At 71.3% G+C, this 19,209-nt stretch carries 16 protein-coding genes; 9 read left to right on the forward strand and 7 right to left on the reverse strand.

Annotated features, from left to right (window positions below):
• The first annotated feature begins 5 nt into the window (after positions 1–5).
• The 5 genes from AC0NH5_RS28735 (at position 6) to AC0NH5_RS28755 (ending at position 8,184) form a co-directional block, all read left to right on the forward strand.
• Positions 6–1,475 (forward strand): dihydrolipoamide acetyltransferase family protein, encoded by a 1,470-nt coding sequence (locus AC0NH5_RS28735; protein ID WP_474409731.1) that lies wholly within the window; start codon positions 6–8, stop codon positions 1,473–1,475.
• Between the two features lie 200 nt (positions 1,476–1,675).
• Positions 1,676–1,816, forward strand: a complete 141-nt coding sequence (locus AC0NH5_RS28740; protein WP_474409732.1) for a hypothetical protein — start codon at positions 1,676–1,678, stop codon at positions 1,814–1,816.
• A gap of 348 nt (positions 1,817–2,164) precedes the next feature.
• The gene (locus tag AC0NH5_RS28745) at positions 2,165–5,668 is read left to right on the forward strand and encodes an LppU/SCO3897 family protein (protein ID WP_474409734.1); all 3,504 of its coding nucleotides are present in this window, start codon (positions 2,165–2,167) and stop codon (positions 5,666–5,668) included.
• A gap of 112 nt (positions 5,669–5,780) precedes the next feature.
• Positions 5,781–7,592 (forward strand): NHL domain-containing thioredoxin family protein, encoded by a 1,812-nt coding sequence (locus AC0NH5_RS28750; RefSeq protein ID WP_474409735.1) that lies wholly within the window; start codon positions 5,781–5,783, stop codon positions 7,590–7,592.
• A gap of 178 nt (positions 7,593–7,770) precedes the next feature.
• Positions 7,771–8,184 (forward strand): hypothetical protein, encoded by a 414-nt coding sequence (locus AC0NH5_RS28755; protein ID WP_474409736.1) that lies wholly within the window; start codon positions 7,771–7,773, stop codon positions 8,182–8,184.
• Here the strand turns inward: AC0NH5_RS28755 and AC0NH5_RS28760 are convergent.
• Genes AC0NH5_RS28760 through AC0NH5_RS28770 form a run of 3 tightly spaced genes read right to left on the reverse strand, consistent with a single transcriptional unit; the run spans position 8,174 to position 10,354 of the window.
• Positions 8,174–8,926 (reverse strand): LamB/YcsF family protein, encoded by a 753-nt coding sequence (locus AC0NH5_RS28760; RefSeq protein WP_474409911.1) that lies wholly within the window; start codon positions 8,924–8,926, stop codon positions 8,174–8,176. The two genes, AC0NH5_RS28755 and AC0NH5_RS28760, sit on opposite strands and share 11 nt — an antisense overlap.
• Positions 8,922–9,752: a 5-oxoprolinase subunit C family protein gene (locus tag AC0NH5_RS28765; protein ID WP_474409738.1), complete on the reverse strand. Its 831-nt coding sequence runs from the start codon at positions 9,750–9,752 to the stop codon at positions 8,922–8,924. The genes AC0NH5_RS28760 and AC0NH5_RS28765 overlap by 5 nt, the downstream gene beginning before the upstream one ends.
• Positions 9,749–10,354: a 5-oxoprolinase subunit B family protein gene (locus AC0NH5_RS28770; protein ID WP_474409739.1), complete on the reverse strand. Its 606-nt coding sequence runs from the start codon at positions 10,352–10,354 to the stop codon at positions 9,749–9,751. The genes AC0NH5_RS28765 and AC0NH5_RS28770 overlap by 4 nt, the downstream gene beginning before the upstream one ends.
• Positions 10,355–10,430: 76 nt before the next feature.
• Here AC0NH5_RS28770 and trhA point away from each other — a divergent pair, with 76 nt between their 5' ends.
• Positions 10,431–11,105, forward strand: coding sequence for a PAQR family membrane homeostasis protein TrhA (trhA, locus tag AC0NH5_RS28775; RefSeq protein ID WP_474409740.1), 675 nt, complete (start codon positions 10,431–10,433; stop codon positions 11,103–11,105).
• A 313-nt stretch (positions 11,106–11,418) separates the two neighbouring features.
• On the opposite strand, the gene AC0NH5_RS28780 is transcribed toward trhA, so the two are convergent.
• Positions 11,419–11,700 carry a DUF6458 family protein gene (locus tag AC0NH5_RS28780; RefSeq protein ID WP_474409741.1) on the reverse strand — a complete coding sequence of 94 codons (282 nt, stop codon included), beginning with the start codon at positions 11,698–11,700 and terminating at the stop codon, positions 11,419–11,421.
• A gap of 114 nt (positions 11,701–11,814) precedes the next feature.
• Between AC0NH5_RS28780 and AC0NH5_RS28785 the strand changes: the two genes are divergently transcribed.
• Positions 11,815–12,333, forward strand: coding sequence for a SixA phosphatase family protein (locus tag AC0NH5_RS28785; protein ID WP_474409743.1), 519 nt, complete (start codon positions 11,815–11,817; stop codon positions 12,331–12,333).
• A 6-nt stretch (positions 12,334–12,339) separates the two neighbouring features.
• On the opposite strand, the gene AC0NH5_RS28790 is transcribed toward AC0NH5_RS28785, so the two are convergent.
• Positions 12,340–14,856 carry an Ig-like domain-containing protein gene (locus AC0NH5_RS28790; RefSeq protein ID WP_474409744.1) on the reverse strand — a complete coding sequence of 839 codons (2,517 nt, stop codon included), beginning with the start codon at positions 14,854–14,856 and terminating at the stop codon, positions 12,340–12,342.
• Positions 14,857–15,077: 221 nt separating this feature from the next.
• Positions 15,078–16,934, reverse strand: a complete 1,857-nt coding sequence (locus AC0NH5_RS28795) for an acyl-CoA dehydrogenase (RefSeq protein WP_474409746.1) — start codon at positions 16,932–16,934, stop codon at positions 15,078–15,080.
• 285 nt (positions 16,935–17,219) lie between these two features.
• On the opposite strand from AC0NH5_RS28795, the gene AC0NH5_RS28800 reads away from it, so the two are divergent.
• Positions 17,220–17,375 carry a hypothetical protein gene (locus AC0NH5_RS28800; protein WP_474409748.1) on the forward strand — a complete coding sequence of 52 codons (156 nt, stop codon included), beginning with the start codon at positions 17,220–17,222 and terminating at the stop codon, positions 17,373–17,375.
• Here AC0NH5_RS28800 and AC0NH5_RS28805 read toward each other — a convergent pair.
• Positions 17,372–18,499, reverse strand: coding sequence for a PP2C family protein-serine/threonine phosphatase (locus tag AC0NH5_RS28805; protein WP_474409750.1), 1,128 nt, complete (start codon positions 18,497–18,499; stop codon positions 17,372–17,374). The two genes, AC0NH5_RS28800 and AC0NH5_RS28805, sit on opposite strands and share 4 nt — an antisense overlap.
• Before the next feature lie 124 nt (positions 18,500–18,623).
• Between AC0NH5_RS28805 and AC0NH5_RS28810 the strand changes: the two genes are divergently transcribed.
• On the forward strand, positions 18,624–19,160 hold the full coding sequence (locus tag AC0NH5_RS28810; protein WP_474409752.1) for a phosphoribosyltransferase: 537 nt from the start codon (positions 18,624–18,626) through the stop codon (positions 19,158–19,160).
• Positions 19,161–19,209 lie beyond the last annotated feature (49 nt).

Below are 19,209 nucleotides of genomic sequence, written 5' to 3' on the forward strand. Positions count from 1 at the left end.
CGCCGATGTCCCGGATCAAGGTGTTCAACCTGCCGGACCTGGCCGAGGGTCTCACCGAGGGCGAGGTCCTGGCCTGGCTGGTGAAGGTCGGCGACACGGTGGAGCTGAACCAGCCCATCGTCGAGGTGGAGACCGCCAAATCGGCGGTCGAGCTGCCGGCGAAGTGGGCCGGTGTGGTCACCGGCATCCACGCCGAGGCCGGCACGGTCGTCGAGGTCGGCAAGCCGCTGTTCACGATCGACACCGACCCGGGCGCCGGCCCCCTGCCGCCGTCCACGGAATCCCTCACGGCGGTGGGGAAGGCGGGGCCCGAGGAGCCGGTCGAACCCGGCATGATCGGTGGTCCGGCTCCCGGCGGGCGCACAGCCGTGCTGGTCGGTTACGGCCCACGGACCACCAGCGCCAAACGACGACCCCGCATCGGTACGCCGAACAACTCCACCGCGGCAGCCACCCCGCCCCCGCCTGCGGCGGCTACCGCGAAACCCACGGTCGCCCCGCCGCCCACGGCCGCCCCCGTGGCAGCCCAGCCGGCACCCGTTCCGGCCAGGTCCTCGGCGCCGGCTGCCGCGGTCACGAAGGCCGGGCCGGTCCTCGCCAAGCCGCCGGTCCGCAAGCTGGCCCGGGACCTGGGCGTCGATCTCACCACGGTCGTCGGCACCGGCCCGCTGGGCTCGGTGACGCGGGAGGACGTGCACCAGGCGATCGCCGTCCCGTCGGCGCCCGCTCCGTCCGGCCACCCGGCCCTGCCCGCTCGTTCCGACAACGGAGTGCGTGAGCAGCGCATCCCGGTGAAGGGTGTGCGGAAGCTGACGGCCGAGAACATGGTCGCCTCCGCCTTCACCGCGCCACACGTCACGGAGTTCCTGACCGTGGACGTGACCCGCTCGATGAAGGCGCTGGACAAGCTGAAGGCCCGCCGGGAGTTCGCCGACGTGCGGATCTCACCGTTGCTGTTGGTGGCGAAGGCGGTGCTGCTGGCCGTCAAGCGCCACCCGATGGTCAACTCGACGTGGTCCGGGGCGACGAACGAGATCGTCGTCAAGGAGTACGTGAACCTCGGCATCGCCGCGGCGACCGAGCGCGGCCTGATCGTCCCGAACGTCAAGGACGCCGGACGACTCAGTCTGCGGGAGCTGGCCGAGGCGCTGAACGAGCTGGTCCGGACCGCGAAGTCGGGCAAGACTCCGCCGGCCGACATGTCCGGCGGCACGCTTTCGATCACCAACGTCGGCGTCTTCGGAGTCGACACCGGCACACCGATCCTGCCTCCGGGCGAGTCGGCCATCCTGGCGTTCGGCGCGATCCGGCCGACCCCCTGGGTGCACAAGGGCAAGATCAAGATCCGGCAGGTGACCACCCTGGGCCTCTCCTTCGACCATCGGATCATCGATGGCGAGCTGGGCTCCCGGTTCCTGCGTGACATCGGCACGTTCCTGGAGGACCCGGAGGCGGCCCTGCTGTCGTGGACTTAAGAATTGTCAGTCCCTCTGCCGAGTCGACCTTCGATCGTTAGGCACATGACCGAGCTCACCCCTTAAAAGTTTGGCACCGCTAGGCCCGTCGGCGCATACTCGGACTATCGACCGGGACGTGCGCCGACGGGGCCCGCCACCAGCGGGCCGGCGACGCCGCCACAGCAGGACCGGCGCGAGCCGGGGGAGAGAGCAGTGCCATGAGCATGATCGACCGCATTCGTCGTCGTCGGATGATCAGCCGCGAGAGCCGGGCCATCAACCGGGCTTTCGAGACGGCGCCCACGCAGGCCATGCGCGACGAGATCGCCATCTTCGCCCAGCGGCGGATGCCGCTCTGAGGGTCCGGCACCGAGCTGGACCAGCCCTTCGGGGCCACATGCACAGCAGACGGCCCGTCCGGTTCACCCGGACGGGCCGTTTCGTGTCGAATACCACTTTCAAGATCGGGCACTCGTCCCTCCGGGGCGTACACCGGGATTCCGGCTGCCGCGCCCGCCCGGTACGGTTGGGCACGGTTCCCAAGCCGGCTCGGCCGGTCGGGGCGGGTGACCAGGGACTCAGCGGCAGTTTCCGCAGGTCCTGAGCACGGCCAGGCCGGACAGCTGGCACGCCCCCTTCGGCGGAAGGTCGCCGACGGGGTCGCGTCCGTGCAAAGCTGGCACGGCCGCATCGCAGAGGAGGCGCGTATGACGTCCGAGGGGCACCACGCCGGGAAGCCGGCCGAGGCCACGTCGGGCGGACCCACGTCGGGCAACTTCCCGCCCGACCCCGACGGTCAGCGAATCTCGGGCCGCGCATCGGCTCCGTCTCCCGGCGCCGAGGGCTCCCCCCAGTCGTACGGGCCGCCTCCGCAGAGCACGCCCAACGGCGGCTCACCGTTCGTCGTCCCGGCCGTCTCCACGTTCGGCGCCGGGCCCAGCCCCGCCGGCACGCCGTACGGCGCGGCCCGCGTGCCGCAGCCCGAGGAGGCGTCACCCTACGGTTCGGTGTCGCCCGGCAAATCGGACACCGCCTCGCCCTACGGGTCGGCCCCGCCTTCCCCCTCCGGCGACGCGCCACAGCCGTACCCCGCGTCCGGCTCGCCGTTCGCCGCCCCCCAGCCCGGCGCGGGATCCGCGTCGCCCTACGGCGGCGTCGCCTCCGGCACGTCGGCCGGCACTGACCAGCCCGCCCCGTTCCAGCCGGCCACGCCGTTCCAGCAGGGCAACCCCGGCGCCCCGTTCCAGCAGGCCGCCCCGTTCCAGCAGGCCGCCCCGTTCCAGCAGGGCGACTCGTCGCAGCAGGGCAACCCGTTCCGGCCGGCCTCGCCGTTCGAGCCCGACCCGGCTTCCGGCCGGCCGCAGGCACCGCAGTCCGCGTGGGCGCCGCCGCCCGGCGAGGCCGCGCCGCAGCCCCCCGCCGCCTCGGACAGCCCGTCGCCGTTCGGCTCCGCCGGCTTCCCGCCGCCCGGCCGACCCGCACAGGCCGCGCCGCCGGTCCAGCAGTCCACCGCGCCGGAGAACCCTTCCGCCCGGCCGGCTCCGGGGAACCCGTTCGAGCGGCCCGCGCCGGAGAACCCGTTCGTCCGGCCCGCGCCGGCCGACCAGAACGCGGGCACCCTGCCCACCCGCAAGCCGGGCGCGACCAACCCCGCCGACGACCTCATCGGTGGCGGTGGCACCCCGTTCTCGGCCTTCGGCGACCAGCCGGTGCGCGTTCCCGGCGCCTCCCTCTCGGACCTTCCGGAATCGCCCGGCAGCGGCTTCACCCCCGGACCGGGATCCACGAGCGGCTTCCCCGCCGGGCCCGGAGCCCCCAACTTCCCCGCCGGACCCGGCGGCCCCGGCAACTTCGGTGGCGGGCCCGCAGCCAACAGCGGCTTCGGCGCGGGGCCGGCCTCCGCCGGTTCGTCGCCCGGCGGCTTCACCGCTGGTCCCGCACAGAACAGCTGGCTCCAGGACGACGCCCGGCCGGCCGAGACGCCCCAGCGCCCCACGGCTGACAAGTTCCCGTCGCGACGCGGCGACAGCGGCGGATTCCCGCTGCGTGCGCCGGCCGGCCCGCCCACCGACGCCGACCCGGACGGCGCCGCGCCCGGGCTGGACCTGCCGATCCGCAGCCAGCAGTCGTTCACCAACCCGGCGTACCCGGCTCCCGGAAACCCCGCCGAGCACGAAGCGCCCGCCGCGGAGTCGCCGGCGCCCGCTTCCGGGTTTCCCCAGCGGGTGCCCGGCGCCGCGCTCAGCAGCGGCGGCAGCATCCTGCCCCAGTCGCCGACGCCCGGCGCCTCGGTCCCGCAGCCGCGCGAGGCGAACGAGCGGCCCGCCCCCGCAGGCAACGAACGGCCCGCAGGCAACGAGCGGCCCGCCGCGGTCGGCTCGGCCCGCCCGGTGACCGCCAGCGCCTCCGTGCCGAACATCCGGGTCAACCCTGCCGACGCCGCCGAGATGCCACCGCCTCCGGCCGCCGCGCCGCAGGCCCGTGTCTACGGGCGACCCGCCTCGGCCCCGCCCGCCGACACCGAGACCCCGGACGAGAGCGCGAGCCCGTCCGGTGGCTACCCGGCCACCTCCGGCCCGTCCGGCGGCTTCCCGGCCTCACCGTCGGGCGGCTTCCCGGCCTCGCCCTCGGGCGGCTTCCCGGCTTCATCGTCCGGCGGCTTCCCGGCGCAGTCCTCGGGTGGTCCCGCAGGCATGCCCTCGGGTGGCTTCCCAGGATCGCCGCAGCGGGATGACGAGCTGCCGCAGCGTGGTGGCCAGGACCAGCCCGGCGACAACCCGTTCGCGTCCCGCGCCGAGTACGGCGCCTTCCCGGCGCCCGGCCCGGACAGCCCGAACTCGTTCGCCCCACGCGACAACCAGCCCGGCGACGAGCCGAGCGGAGGCCCCAACCTCCCGCAGCGCTCCGGCGGCGGCACCTACGGCACGCCGGCGCCACAGCGCGAGGATGAGCCCAACCCGTTCGCGCCCCGCGCCGACGACGGCAATACGTACGGCTCCCGGCCCGACGAGAACACCCCCTTCGGCCAGCGCCCCGAATCGAACAATCCGTTCGGCGCCCGCCCGGAACCGGGCAACCCGTTCGGCGCCCGCCCCGAGGCAGGCGCCCGTCCGGAGGCAGGCGCCGCGTACGGCGCCCGCCCGGACGAGGAGCCCAGCGGCGGCATCGCTGCCGCGCTGAGCCCGAACGAGACGCCCGGTGTCGCACCGCAGTCCCCGGCGCGGGCCACCGCCCGCGCCTCAGCGAGCGCGCGGGTCACCCCGCCGGAGGCTCCGGGCAGCGGCGCGCCGTTCCCCACGCCCGGTGGTTCGCCGTCACCGTTCGCCATGCCCGGCTCCCCGCAGGCGCCGAACTCCGGCCCACCGCCGTTCGGCGCACCCGGCTCGCCCGACCAGCACGGAAACACGTTCGGCTCGCCGGACCAGCAGGGGAACACGTTCGGCTCGCCGGCCCAGCCGGGGAACACCTACGGCGCGGGCAACACCTACGGCGCGCCCGGGTCGGCCCAGCCGGACAACTCGTTCGGCGCGCCGACGAGCCAGTTCGGGTCGCCGCAGCCCGGCAACCCGTTCGGCCCGCCGCCGCAGGCCGGCAGCCCGTTCGCCCCCCCTCCGCAGGCCGGCAACCCGTTCGCGCCGCCCGGGCCGGCCAACGCCCCGGACCAGTACAACGAGCACACCACCGACGTCGCGGGACGCGGCAACTCGCCGTACGTCCCGGCCCCGGCTCTGCCGCCGATGCCCGGTGAGCCGGACCCGCGGATGGGCACCTCCGGGGTGTACCCGCACAGTCCCGCCGCGCACGCCACGGTGACGCCGCCCAGCCCGGAGGACACCACCAGCTGGCCCGGGCCGGACGAGCAGAGCAGCTTCAACCAGTTCAAGGCGAGCGACCCGCCGAAGCCGGAAAAGGTGAACGTGCGGACCGTGCCGGTCACCCTGGCCGTCGTGCTCGGCGCCACGCTGCTGCTCGGCCTGGTGTTCGGCCTGGTCTACCTGATCTCCGGCGACGGCGAGTTCAGCGTCTCCCAGGGTCAGTGCGTCAAGCGTGACGGCGACACCCCGGTGGTGGCCGAGTGCTCCGAGTCGGGCACCTATCAGGTGGTCTCCATCACCAAGACCAAGGAGCAGTGTGCGGACCCCGCCCAGCCGTACATCGTCGTGCCCAAGGGCGACAGCACCGAGGTTCTCTGCCTGAAGCCGAACGCCTGACGCCGAACGCCTGACGCCGGCACCCGACGCTCCTGCGACAGCGGTCTGAGATGCAGGTAATCAGCCGCGGTCCCGCTGAGGCGGGACCGCGGGGCTGAGGCACCATGTGCCTATGAACTCTCGCGTGCGTGCGCCCGAACTCTCCGGTCGCGGCTGGCTCAACACCGGCGGTAAGGCCCTCACCCTGGCCGATCTGCGCGGAAAGATCCTGGTTCTGGATTTCTGGACCTTCTGCTGCATCAACTGCCTGCACGTTCTGGACGAGCTGCGGCCGTTGGAGGAGAAGTACGGCGACGCGCTCGTGGTGATCGGGGTGCACTCGCCGAAGTTCGAGCACGAGCGCGACCCGGTGGCCCTGGCCGCCGCCGTCGAGCGGTACGGCGTGCACCACCCGGTCGTCGACGACGGCGACATGCACCTCTGGCAGCAGTACGCGGCGAAGGCCTGGCCCACCCTGGCCGTGGTCGACCCGACCGGTTACCTGGTCGCCTCGATGGCCGGTGAGGGTCACGCCGAGGGCTTGTCCCGCCTGATCGACGAGTTGATCGACAAGCATGAGGCGGACGGCACCCTGCACCGCGGCGACGGGCCGTACGTACCGCCGCCCGCGCCGGAAGGTCTGCTCCGTTTCCCCGGCAAGGCCGTCGAGCTGCCGAACGGCAACCTGCTCGTCTCCGATTCGGCACGGCACTCCGTCGTCGAGCTCGCCGCGGACGGCGAGACCCTGATCCGCCGCATCGGGGGTGGCGAGAGCGGCGACACCCGTGGCGAGCCGTTCAGCGAGCCGCAGGGCCTGGTCCTGCTGCCCGCCGAGGTGGCCGCGGTCGCCGGGTACGACGTGGTGATCGCCGACACCGTGCACCACCAGCTCCGGGCGCTGAACACCGGGACCGGCGAGGTCACCCTGGTCGCCGGCTCCGGCAAGCCGTGGCGTTCCACCGTGGACGGCCACCCCCACGACGCGCTCGCCGCCGACCTCTCCTCCCCCTGGGACCTGGCCTGGTACGACGACCGGGTGATCATCGCCATGGCCGGTATCCACCAGCTGTGGTGGTTCGACCCGATCAAGCGGACGGTCGGTGTCTACGCCGGCACCACGGTCGAGGCGCTCCGCGACGGTCCGCTGCCGGACGTGTGGATGGCGCAGCCGTCCGGCCTCTCGGTCAGCCCCGACGGCAAGCGGCTCTGGATCGCCGACAGCGAGACCTCGGCCCTGCGCTACGTCGAGGAGAACGTGTTGCACACCGCGGTCGGCCAGGGTCTGTTCGACTTCGGGCACGTCGACGGCCCGGCCGGCGAGGCGCTGTTCCAGCATCCGCTCGGCGTCGCCGCGCTGCCGGACGGCTCGGTCCTGGTCGCCGACACCTACAACGGCGCGATCCGCCGTTTCGACCCCGCCGCCGACGAGGTCTCCACCGTGGACTCCGGTCTCGCCGAACCCAGTGACGTGCTCGTCACCAGCGACAATCAGGTGCTCGTGGTGGAGTCGGCCGCGCATCGGCTGGCCCGGCTCGCCCCCGGCGTGGTGAAGACGGTCTCCGGCGAGCGGCACAAGACCGAACGGCCGCCGTCGCACCTGGCTCCCGGCGAGGTCACCCTCGATGTGATCTTCACGCCGGCTCCGGGACAGAAACTGGACAGCCAGTTCGGCTCTCCGCTCCGGCTGACCGTGTCGGCCTCGCCCGCCGAACTGTTGCTGGAGGGCGACGGGGTGACGACCGAGCTGTCCCGTCGCCTGGTGCTCAACCCGGACGTGCCGAAGGGCGTGCTGCAGGTCGTGGCGCAGGCCGCCACCTGCGACGTGGACGCCGAGTACGGCGCCTGCCACCTGACCCGGCAGGACTGGGGAGTGCCGATCGTGATCGACGCCGCCGGCCCGGACCGGCTGCCGCTGATCCTGCGGGGCATGGACGCCAACGCGTGAACCCTCCTGCCCCGAGCGACGGATAACAGATGTCACTCGGGGCAAGACGGGAAGGACGGTTCATGCGTAGCAGAGAACCGGACGACGCCGCGTTGATCCATCAGGACTTCGCGGCGTTGTTCGACCGGCACGCACCGCACATTTCCGCCGGCTGCGGCTGCGTCAGGCGGTCCCGCCCGTGCCGGACGTCGTCTGCCACGCCGACCAGGTGGCGGCCGACGTCACCGCCGCCGCGGCGCGACACGCTGACCTCGCCTGGTTGCAACGGCAGAACCCAGGCGAGGGGGGCGCGAAGTTCAGCCTCAACGGCGTCGGCAAGCACCTGTGGGCCCTCTCCAGCGTGTACTGGCTGCGACCGAACCAGCGAGCCGCGCTCTACCGGTCGATCGCCGAGGTGGAGGGCATCGAGCTGGTGAAGGGCGTCAAGGACGCGGCCGGCCGGAAGGGCACCGGTGTGGCGTGGCCCAGCAGTCCCGGCGAGAAGGCGCAGGTCATCTGGATCTTCGACCCGAAGACCCACGTCCTGCTCGGCAACAAGGACTACACGGTCCAGGCGGTCACATTGGTCGATCGGGTCGGCGTTACCGGGTAAACGGGCCGACCTCCAGCGAGGCGCCCGCGAGACCCTGCCGCACGGCGCGGGCCAGCTCCACCGCGCCGGGGGTGTCACCGTGCAGGCAGATCGACCGGACCGGGCACGGAATCACCGAGCCGTCGGCGGCGACCACCTCGCCGCCGACGGCCATCCGAACGGCCCGGTCCACCACCTGGCGGGGCTCATGGACCAGCGCATCGGGGGACGACCGCGGCACCAGCCGGCCGTCCGGCAGATATCCGCGGTCGGCGAAGCCCTCGCCGACCACGGTCAGCCCGGCTTCGAACGCCCGGGCGGCCAGCACCGATCCGGGCTGGCAGAGCACCGGCAGGGCCGGGTTCCAGGCGAGCACGGCGTCGATCACGGCCCCGGCCTGGAGCGGGTCGACAGCGGCCGTGTTGTAGAGGGCGCCGTGCGGTTTCACGTACCGAACCCGGTCGCCGGCCGCCCGGCAGAACGCCTCGAGCGCGCCGATCTGATAGAGGACGTCGTCCCGCAGCTCGTCCCGGGCGTAATCGATCCGTCGCCGGCCGAAACCGGCCAGATCGCGATATCCCACCTGAGCCCCGATCGCGACGCCCCTCGCCACCGCGGAGCGGCACACCCGGTGCATCGTGGACGGATCGCCGGCGTGGAAGCCGCACGCCACGTTCGCCGAAGTCACCACGTCGAGCAGGGCGTCGTCGTCGCCGAGCCGCCAGGTGCCGAAGCCCTCGCCCAGGTCGGCGTTCAGATCAATCGAGGTCACAGAAACGTACCGTAGCTCCCGGGCGGGCCTGCGCGAGCGGTGTGACGTCGTCGACCACCCCGATCACCGGGTAACCGCCGGTGGTGGGATGGTCGGCGAGGAAGATGATCGGCCGGCCGTCCGCCGGGACCTGCACCGCGCCGAGCACCACGCCTTCGGAGGGCAGTTCGCCGGCCCGGGTGCGGCTCAGGGCGGTGCCGGCCAGCCGGCATCCGACGCGGTTGCTCATCGGGCTGATCTGGTACGCCGAATCGAACAGCTCCGTGGGCTCGAACCAGTCGTCGCGCGGCCCGAGCCGGATCCCGAGCACGACCTCCCCGTCCAGGACGTCAGGCTGATCGGGATCGGTGGTGTGGGCGGCGCCCGGGGCTCCGATCGGCAGCGTCATCCCGTCGGTGAGCCGGTCCGGTCCCAGCCCGCTGAGCGTGTCCGTTGAGCGGCTGCCCAACACCGGCTCCACCATGATCCCGCCGGCGACCGCGAGATAAGAACGCACGCCGCGCACGGCACGCCCGACGTCCAGCACCCCGCCCGCCGGGACCCGCAGCAACGGCCCGTCCACCGGCTCCTTGTCCAGCTTGATCGCGGCCACCGCCCCGGTGACGGCAACCGTGGCAGGCTCCTCGAAACGGAGCCGGCAGCCCATCAGGGTGGTCTCCAGCCCGGCCGCGTCCGGCGCGTTGCCGACCAGCCGGTTGGCGCGGCGCAGTGCCGGGGCGTCGAGGGCGCCGGAACGCGGGACGCCGAGGTGCGCCCAGCCCGGCCGGCCGAGGTCCTGCACGGTGGTCAGCGGGCCGGCCCGCAGCACCGTGATCACGACGCCACCAACTGGACGCGAGTCCCCGGGGAGAGCAGGGCGGGGTGCTTTCGGCGTACATCGAAAAGCTCTGTGGTCGTGTGACCGACCAGCCGCCAGCCGCCCGGCGAGGCCGTGGGATAGATGCCGGCGAAGCCGCCGGCCAAGGCGACCGAGCCGGCCGGCACCCGGGGCCGGGGCGCGGTCAGCCGGGGCACCGCCCAGGCGTCGGGGAAACCGCGCAGATAGGCGAAGCCGGGCGCAAAGCCGCAGAACGCCACGGTCAGCGTGGTGTCGACGAGCCGGCGCACGGCTTCCTCCGGGTGAACCTTCCACAGCTCCGCCACCGGCTCCAGGTCTTCGCCATCGAAAACGGTCGGGATCCGCACCAGCTCTCCCTCGGCGCGGGCCTCACCCGGAGTCGGCTCCCAGGCCGCCAGCAACGTCTCGATCCGCGGGTCCACGCCGTCCAGCAGCACCGTTCGCGCTCCTGGCACGATCTCGGTGGCGCGCAGCTCACCCGCCTCGCGGCGTCGCCAGAGCTCGGCCCGCCAGTCCTCGACCCGATCAGAATCGGAACACTCGATCAGCAACGCCGAGGCGCCCACGCGTCGTACCTTCATGAGGAAATCATCCGACCACCTGCCGTATCCAGCATCACTACTTGCCGGTAACCTACGGTGCCGTAACCTAGGGGTCGTGACGACCTCAGCCCCGTTTCGAATGACGCCGGCCGACCTCGGTAAGCCGCGGCTGCGCGGCCGGTTGCATCAGTACGCGTTCTTCGTCGCACTCGTCTGCGGCGTCGTGCTGTGTTCGATAGCGTTCAGCCGGCCCGGCATCGCGCCGTTCGTGAGCTGCCTGATCTACAGCGTCACGGTCTGCGGGTTGTTCGGCACGAGCGCCCTCTACCACCGGCGGGTCTGGAGCGAACGCGGCTACCAGATCATGCGCCGGATGGACCATTCGATGATCTTCATTTTCATCGCCGGCACCTACACGCCGTTCTGCGTGCTGCTGCTGGACCCCGGAAAGGCCACGGTGATGCTCAGCCTGGTCTGGGGCGGCGCGCTCGGCGGCGTCGCGCTCAAGATGATCTGGCCGCATCTGCCCCGTTGGGTGGGTGCGCCGCTCTATGTGGCGCTCGGCTGGGCCGCCGTCGCGATCCTGCCGGACGTGCTGCACGGCGGCGTCACCTGCCTGGTGCTGCTGATCGCCGGCGGCCTGATCTACACGGTCGGCGCGGTCTTCTACGCGTTGCGCCGGCCCAACCCGTGGCCGACCGTTTTCGGGCACCACGAGTTCTTCCACGCCTGCACGCTGGTTGCCGCGATGTGCCACCACATCGCTGTCTACTTCGCTCTGTACGCGTAACCCCACCCGCCCAGCCACCACACACCCACCCACTTGCGTGGGGACTTGCGGTTCGCTCCGCACCCCAACTTCACACACTCAACCGGCACCGGCCGCGTGTGGGGACTTGCGGTTCGGAGCGCACCCCAACTTCACACACTCAACCGGCACCGGCCGCGCGTGGGGACTTGCGGTTCGGGGCGGGGCCCAAGTCACCACGGTCGGGAGTGGGCAGCGAAAAGCCCGGGCTACGTGAGCCCGGGCTTTCGTTCGTGCGGTCAGGGGTGGCGTCGCGGCAACGACGGAGTTCAGGCTGCCGCGGCGAACCCGTTGATCATTGGTACGCCGGGGGAGGCGGCGGCGGAACGTCGTCGCGACGGACCTCGCGGTACTCGGACGTGTAGCCAGGACCGGCAACCGGCGCTCCGGTCTGCCGGGTGACCACCGTGCGACGGCGGCTGTTCCAGAACCAGAGCGTGATGACCAGCCCGGCGAGACCGGCGATCATCAGGATCCAGCCGATCACGCCGATGTCGAGACCACTGATGTCCGCCTCCACGGCGAACGCCAGGATCGCCCCTAGAGCGAGCAGGAAGATGCTTGCGCCGATGCCCATCGGACCCTCCTCGAATGGTGTCCGCTCGGCCGGGCGACCCCGCTCGACCGTGGTGAATGCGTCGATCGACCGTTTACCCGTACGTGCCGGATTCCAATCAGGCAAGCTGGTGCCATGACCACGCGGACGCTCATCCTGCTGCGCCACGCCAAGGCGGAGACCCCCGGCGACATGGTCGATTACGACCGTGCGCTCACCGACCGGGGTCACTCCGATGCCGACGCTGCCGGCGCCTGGCTCGTCAACGAGAAGCTCAGCCCCGACCTGGTGATCTGCTCGTCGGCGAGGCGCACCCGGCAGACCTGGCAGGCCGTGGCGATGGCTCTGGCCCAGGGCGAGTCGTCACGGTCGGCGGCCGAGGTGCATTACGAGGACGGGCTTTACTTCGGTGGGCGGACCGAGGTTTTCGACCTGGTGCGGGCGGCGCCGGAGACGGTCCGGACGATCCTGGTCGTCGGCCACAACCCGACTGTGTCCGAAGTGTCCGCCTTGTTGATCCCGGACGATCAGTTCACCGGAGTCACCGTCGAGCTGAAGACCACCGGCCTCGCCGTGCACGTCAGCGAGAAGCCGTGGTCCGAGGCCCAGCCGGGGGCGATGCGACTGATCAGGCAGCACACCGCCCGCGGCTGAACGCTCCTACTTCCGGTACCAGGTGCGAGTGCTGGTGTGCGCCACGTTGCCCACCTTGTCGTACGCCCGGATCTGGATCTTCATCGTCTTCTTCTGTTTCCTGGTGTTCACGCTGAGCAGGTAACCGGCCTTGGTGTCGGTGGCGACGACCTTGCCGTTCACGATCAGCTGGACCCGCACGATCCCGCTCGCGTCCGACGCCCTCACCGCGACCTTGACCGTGCCCTTGACCTTCGCCTTGTTCTTCGGCGCCGTGGTGATCGCCAGGCTGGGCGCCTTGTTGTCGGCGATGACCAGCCGCGACGGCAGGGTCCGGGCGGAGCCGAGCCGGTCGGTGACCTTCCAGGTCAGCAGCACGTTGCCGTTGGCCGTCCCGGTCCGGATTGACAGCGCGTAAGGCGCGGTGGTGTCGGCGCCGACGAACTTCCCGTTCGCCCACAGCTCGGCCCTGGCGATGCCGCTCGGGTCGCTGACCCCGGACAACGTGCTGGTGAAGGAGCCCCGGACCCGGGTCGCGTAGGCCGGGCTGATCGTGCCACCGGCAGGTGCCTGCTCGTCCACCACCACCGTCCTGTCGGGCAGCGTGCTTGCCTGCCCGAACCTGTCGGTGACCTTCCAGGACAGGCGCACGTTCCCGGTGGAGAGGCCGCTCGCGACGCTGAACGCGTAGGGAGCGGTGGTGTCGGCGCCGACGTACTTGTCGTTGGCCCACAGCTCGGCCTTGGCGACTCCGCCCAGGTCGGTGACCCCGGTCAGGGTGCTGGTGAACGTGCCACGCACCCGCGCCCCGGCCGCCGGGCTGATCGTGCCGCCGGCCGGCGGCTCGTAGTCGTTGCGGACCTCGTGCCGCAGATGGGTCTCGTTGCCCGCCTCGTCGGCCAGCTCGATGGTCATCGAGCCCGCTCGGTTCAGCGTGACGCTGCCCTTCCACAGGTCGGTCCCCGGCACCCTGGTGAACGACGGATCCTCGGGGTAGATGTACTCGTTGACCTTGACCACGTCGGGGTCCGGCGACGACACGGTCACCTCGACCCGCTCTCCGTGCACGATCTCACCCGCGACCGGCGACACGATCGTCCCGGTGGGATGCTTCGTGTCCGCCACGATCTCGGTGGTCGCCTCGTCGACGCCGCCGCCGAAGTCGTAGGCGCGGATCGTCACCGGCACCCGCCCGTTGACGCCGGCCGGGGGCACGAGCCACATCGTGGTCCTGCTCGGCAACACCTTCTTGTCCGGGAGAGCCTGCCCGGCGATGACCACCTCGTACCGATCGATGCCGCGGTCATCGGTGACGGCCGGCGCGATGGCGACACCCAGGGCCGGCACCAGCTGGCCGTCGGTCAGCCCGGTCGCGCTGAGCACAGGCGGCACCGCGTCCTTGCCACCGAGCGCCGCGACGACCCGGGCAGCGCTGATCTTGGGTGCGCGCAGCGACTTCCATTCGTAGTCGGCGGAGTAATAGCCGGTGCTCGTCATCGTCTTGTGCACCTGGGCCGGAGTGGCGTCGGGCCGCATGGCGAAGGCCAGCGCGGCAGTCCCGGAGGCCAGGGCGGCCGACACCGAGGTGCCGTAGGTCCAGCGCCTCGTGCCGTCCGGGCCGAGCGCGTATGCCGACGGATCCGCCTCCACGTCGACCCAGCGCTTGTCCTCGGCGTTCTTCGCATAACCCTCGGTCGCATCGACGGCCAGGACCGTCTCGAAAGCAGCCGGGTAAACCTGGTAGAACGAGGTGGGCTTGTGCCGCGGGTTGGTGACGATCAGCCCGGACGACGCGACGACCAGCGAACCTTTCGTGTCCGCGTGCCGCACCGCCTCTTCGAGCAGACGGCTCGCCTGATAGGTGCTGGCCGAGACGTTGATGATCCGGGCGCCGTGGTCGGCGGCCCAGACGATGCCGGCGGCCAGGTCGGCCGTCGTGCCGGCCGGTTGTCCGGCGGGCGGGGTCTCGCGCAGCACCCGCACCGGCATGATGCGGCACACCGGGCACACCCCGGCAGCACCGACGCCGTTGTCCCGATCGCCCGCGAGCACACCGGCGACACGCGTCCCGTGGTCACCACCGTCGGAGGCGTCGGCGTCGTCGTCCACGAAGTCGTAGCCCGCGGTCAGGCGGCCCGACGGCAGGTCCGCATTGGTGGTGACGCCGGTGTCGACCACCGCGACAGTGAGGTCGGGACTGCCGGTCGTCCAGGTCCAGGCCGGGTCGAGGTCAAGATATTCGCTCACGGGCTCGTCGGCGGCGGTGACGTCGCCGCCACTGTTGACGAACACCTCGCCGCTCCGCTCCGCATAGCGGACGCCGGCCGTCCCCTTGAGTCTGGCGATCGCCGCGTCCGCCGCGGTGGCGGTCACGTCGATCGTGAGGGCCGGCAGGCCCGGCACCGGGTCGCTGTCGACGACCACCGCCCGGTCCAGCGCGGCGACGACCGTCGCGGCATCGGCGCCGGGCGCCAGGCCGACATCGATCTGGACCGGTGCCGCCGCGGCCGCGGCCGCCGGTGACGCCAGGCCCGCGGCCGCCAAGGCCGCGACGAGACCAACAGAGAATGTACGCAAAATTCGCCCCCCGTAGCGAAGATCACTGATGTGCCCAACATGCTAGGGGAGGGGTGCGACAGGCAGACACCCTCCTTTTAGGTCGGACATGATCGACACCAGGCCCGGCGATGGAAACGACGAGGGCCGGCGGACTCCGTTGTCCGCCGGCCCTCGTCTTTTTCAGGAGAGTGGGAAAAGCTTGTGGATCAGAACGCGTCCTCGGGCAGATCCATGATGTCCAGCGTCGCGTTCTCGACGATGCGCCGGTCGGAGCCGATGCGCGGCAGGATCTCGCGGGCGAAGAAGCAGGCCGCCGCGATCTTGCCGGTGTAGAAGGCCTTGTCCACCTCGGACACCTCGCCGTTCAGGGCGTTGACCGCCACCTCGGCCTGGCGCAGCAGCAGCCACGCGAGGATGACGTCGCCGAGGGCCAGCAGGATCCGGCGCGAGCTCAGGCCGATCTTGTAGAGCTCGCGGGGCTCGCCGTCCTGCACGGCCTGGAGCCGGCCGAGCGTGGTGCCGAGGATCTGCTGCATGTCGCCGAGCGCCTTGCCGAGCGCCAGCCGCTCCTCCTTGAGCTGACCGTTGCCGGCCTCGCTCTCGACGAAGCCCTGGATCTCGGCGGCCACCGCGCCGAGCGCCCGGCCGTTGTCCCGGACGATCTTCCGGAAGATCAGGTCGAGGCTCTGGATCGCGGTCGTGCCCTCGTACAGAGTGTCGATCTTCGCGTCCCGGACGTACTGCTCCAGCGGGTAGTCCTGCAGGAAGCCCGAGCCGCCGAAGGTCTGCAGCGACTCGTGTCCGAGCAGCTCGTACGCCCGCTCCGAGCCGACGCCCTTGACCAGCGGCAGCAGCAGGTCGTTGATCCGGCTCGCGGCCTTCGCCGCCTTCTCGTCACCGGCGGCGGTGGCGATGGCGACCTTGTCCTGCCAGGAGGCGGTGTAGATGACCAGTGCGCGCAGCGCCTCCGAGTACGCCTTCTGCAGCAGCAGCGAGCGGCGTACGTCCGGGTGGTGGGTGATGGTCACCCGCGGAGCGGCCTTGTCGGTGTTCTGCACCAGGTCGGCGCCCTGTACGCGGTTCTTCGCGTACTCCAGGGCGTTGAGGTAGCCGGTGGAGAGGGTGGCGATCGCCTTGGTGCCGACCATCATCCGGGCGTACTCAATGATCATGAACATCTGCCGGATGCCCTCGTGCTTCTCGCCCAGCAGCCAGCCCTTGGCCGGAGTGCCGTGCTCGCCGAAGGTCATCTCGCACGTGTTGGAGACCTTGAGGCCCATCTTGTGCTCGACGTTCGTGGCGTAGACGCCGTTGCGCTCGCCCAGTTCGCCGGTCTCCGCGTCGAAGTGGTACTTCGGCACGATGAACAGCGACAGGCCCTTGGTGCCCGGGCCGCCGACGCCCTCGACGCCGACCGGCCGGGCCAGCACGTAGTGGATGATGTTGTCGCTCAGGTCGTGCTCACCCGAGGTGATGAAGCGCTTGACGCCCTCGATGTGCCACGAGCCGTCCGGCTGCGGAATCGCGCGGGCGCGGCCGGCGCCCACGTCCGAGCCGGCGTCCGGCTCGGTGAGCACCATCGTCGAGCCCCACTGCTTGTCGACGAAGAGCTTCGCCCACTCCTTCTGCTCCGGGGTGCCCTCGGTGTGCACCACGTGGGCGAAGGAGGGCCCGGAGGAATACATCCAGATCGGGGCGTTGGCGCCGAGGACCTGCTCGGCGATCGCCCACCACAGGGTGCGCGGGGCCATCGTGCCGCCCAGCTCGCTGGGCAGGTCGAGCCGCCAGAACTCGGAGGCCATGAAGGTCTCGTAGGACTTCTTGAAGGACTCCGGCAGCGGCGCGGTGTGCGTCGCCGGGTCGAAGACCGGGGGGTTGCGGTCGCTGTCGGTGTAGCTGGCCGCGAGATCCTCGCGGGCCAGCCGGTTCACCTCGGCGAGCACGTCGCGGGCAGTCTCCGCGTCGATCTCGTCGAACGGCGCCTGGCCGAACGCCTTGTCAGCTCCGAAGACCTCGAAAAGGTTGAACTGGAGGTCACGAAGGTTGCTCTTGTAGTGCGTCATGGTGCTTGGCCCCGCTCTCCGGACGCGAGTTACCCGTCAGTAACCCCACTGTATTACTGATCGGTAGGTACCGACAACCCGGGAGGGGTTTCCGGATCACCGACCCGACAAGGGGGCGCTTGTCCGTCGGTTCGTGGGTCAAACGACTCCGATCAGGTGGCCGCCGGGACATCCGTTCGGCCATTTGCCTATTTCGACACTCCATCGACGTATCGCGGGCCAGGGTGGTTCGTTTCACCCCATAGACGTCGAAGAACGTTTCGTTGAAGGCATCAGGGGGACGCCATGTTCGCCACGATCAAGAACCTGATTCCCGAGCCGCGCCAGGCGGATCAGCCGCGCAATTACGTCGGCCGGCACCGTCAGCCCGAGCCGGCCCCGCCGCTTCCGGCGCCCGTCTCCCCGGCTCCGAGCGAGTCGGACGAGACCGCCGCGGCCTAACTGCCGGCCGCCCCGACCTCCCAGCTCGGCACCGGAACGGCAGCGTTGCCATCCGGCCCGGCGTACTCCAGCAGCACCAGGGCGATGTCGTCCTCGAGCCGGCCGTAGACCCAGTCGTGCAGCGCGGTCTCCAGGGAGGCCAGCCCGTCCCCGACCGTGCCGTGGCCGAGCAGCCGCCACGCGCGGTCGGCGGTGGGGAAGAACTCGCCCTCCCGGCGCGCCTCACCGAGGCCGTCGGTGAACAGCAGCAGCCGGTCCCCCGGCTCCAGGCGCTCCACCCGGGCCTTGACCTCGGGCATGAAGCCGAGCGGCGGGGCCGGGGCCGGTGGCTCCAGCGGGATGACCTGCCCCCGCCGCAACAGCAGCGGAGCGGGATGTCCACAGTTGACGATGGTCAGCGTGCCGCCACGCTCCTCGACCAGGGCCGCGGTCACGAAATCCTCGTCGCCGACGCTGCGGGCCACCGCCCGGTCCAGGTCCGCCACAATCGACTTGATGTCGGCCCGCTCGTACGCCACATGCCTGTACGACCCCAGGACGATGCTGGCGAGCCGGACCGCGTCCAGGCCCTTCCCGCGCACGTCACCGATGATGATGCGCACCCCGTACGGCGTGTTCAGCGCCTCGTAGAGGTCACCGCCGATGTCCGCCGCCGCGGTCGCCGAAATGTACCGCCCGGCCACCGCCAGCGCGCCCACCTGCGGGCCGATCGGCCGCAGCACCGCCTGCTGGGCGACCGCGGCCAGGCGGAGCAGCTCGCCGATCCGGTCGGCCTGCCGCTGCCGCATCGTGGCCGCGGCAACTGCCACACCGGTGGCGAGCACGATGCCCATCACGTTGACCAGACTGGTCATCTCCGGCGTGCCGGAGGTGCCGACGATGACCGCCCCCACCACCGTCGTCAGCACACCGACGCCCAGCACCAGCTGCCAGACCGCGAAGACGGAGGCCACGAACGGCACCGTCGCCAGCAGCCCGACGAAAGCGGCGTGGTGGCCGCTCGCGAGTTCCACGGCGGACAAGACAGCGAGCAGCACGACAGCCGCGCCGAGTCCGGCGCGGTTTCCTGGACTCATCGGGCGGCGGCCCGGGGTGAAGGTAGCCATGGTTCCGCCGAACAGCATGCCCGATCGGCGAGATGTCGGGCATCAACTTGACCCCTAGGCTGAGCCGAGTCTGTCCACCGGTTGATTCCCAGCTCGTTCGGTCGGTCCACGAAGGGCGGCGGCACAGTGACAGGATGTTCCCGTGCCCAACGATCTCCGTGATCTTCTGCGTTCCGAGTTCCGGTGGACCAACCCCGGCCCGAGCAGCGAATATCTGGTCAGCGACCGCTCCGGCTGGTGGCGGGAGCCGAGGATCCTGGACGGGTTGGGCCCTGCGCTGAGTGACTTTTTCCGCGATGACCGGCCCACCGTGGTGGTCGCACCGGAAGTGACCGGATTTTTGCTCGGCCCGCTTGTCGCCCGCGCGCTCGGCGTGGGTTTCGTGGAGGCGTACCGGGCCGGGGCGCGCCGGCCGATCGCCGAGCCGATGATCTGGACCGAGGTGCCGGCGGATCACCGTGGCGACGTGCAGCACCTCGGGGTGCGCGAGCGGCTGGTCGGGGACGACGACCGGGTGCTGGTCGTGGACGACTGGGCCGCGACCGGCGCCCAGGCCCGGGGTCTGCGGAACCTGTTCGGCAGCCGGTACCTGGGCGCGGCGGTGATCGTCGACGAGTGCCCGCCCGAGGTGTCCGCCGAACTGAACATCAAGGGGCTGCTCACGGGCGCCGACCTGTGACGGGGTGGTTCGCGCGTACGAAAGCCGGACCTTGATCTTGATTGTGACG

The organism is Actinoplanes sp. 13 (assembly GCF_056134165.1).

Bases quoted from the DNA above. Each gene is read 5' to 3' on its own strand.
- AC0NH5_RS28735 (WP_474409731.1), top strand. From the start codon at position 6: ATGTCCCGGATCAAGGTGTTCAACCTGCCGGACCTGGCCGAGGGTCTC.
- AC0NH5_RS28740 (WP_474409732.1), top strand. From the start codon at position 1,676: ATGAGCATGATCGACCGCATTCGTCGTCGTCGGATGATCAGCCGCGAG.
- AC0NH5_RS28745 (WP_474409734.1), top strand. From the start codon at position 2,165: ATGACGTCCGAGGGGCACCACGCCGGGAAGCCGGCCGAGGCCACGTCG.
- AC0NH5_RS28750 (WP_474409735.1), top strand. From the start codon at position 5,781: ATGAACTCTCGCGTGCGTGCGCCCGAACTCTCCGGTCGCGGCTGGCTC.
- AC0NH5_RS28770 (WP_474409739.1), bottom strand. From the start codon at position 10,354: ATGAAGGTACGACGCGTGGGCGCCTCGGCGTTGCTGATCGAGTGTTCC.
- AC0NH5_RS28780 (WP_474409741.1), bottom strand. From the start codon at position 11,700: ATGGGCATCGGCGCAAGCATCTTCCTGCTCGCTCTAGGGGCGATCCTG.
- AC0NH5_RS28785 (WP_474409743.1), top strand. From the start codon at position 11,815: ATGACCACGCGGACGCTCATCCTGCTGCGCCACGCCAAGGCGGAGACC.
- AC0NH5_RS28795 (WP_474409746.1), bottom strand. From the start codon at position 16,934: ATGACGCACTACAAGAGCAACCTTCGTGACCTCCAGTTCAACCTTTTC.
- AC0NH5_RS28800 (WP_474409748.1), top strand. From the start codon at position 17,220: ATGTTCGCCACGATCAAGAACCTGATTCCCGAGCCGCGCCAGGCGGAT.
- AC0NH5_RS28805 (WP_474409750.1), bottom strand. From the start codon at position 18,499: ATGCTGTTCGGCGGAACCATGGCTACCTTCACCCCGGGCCGCCGCCCG.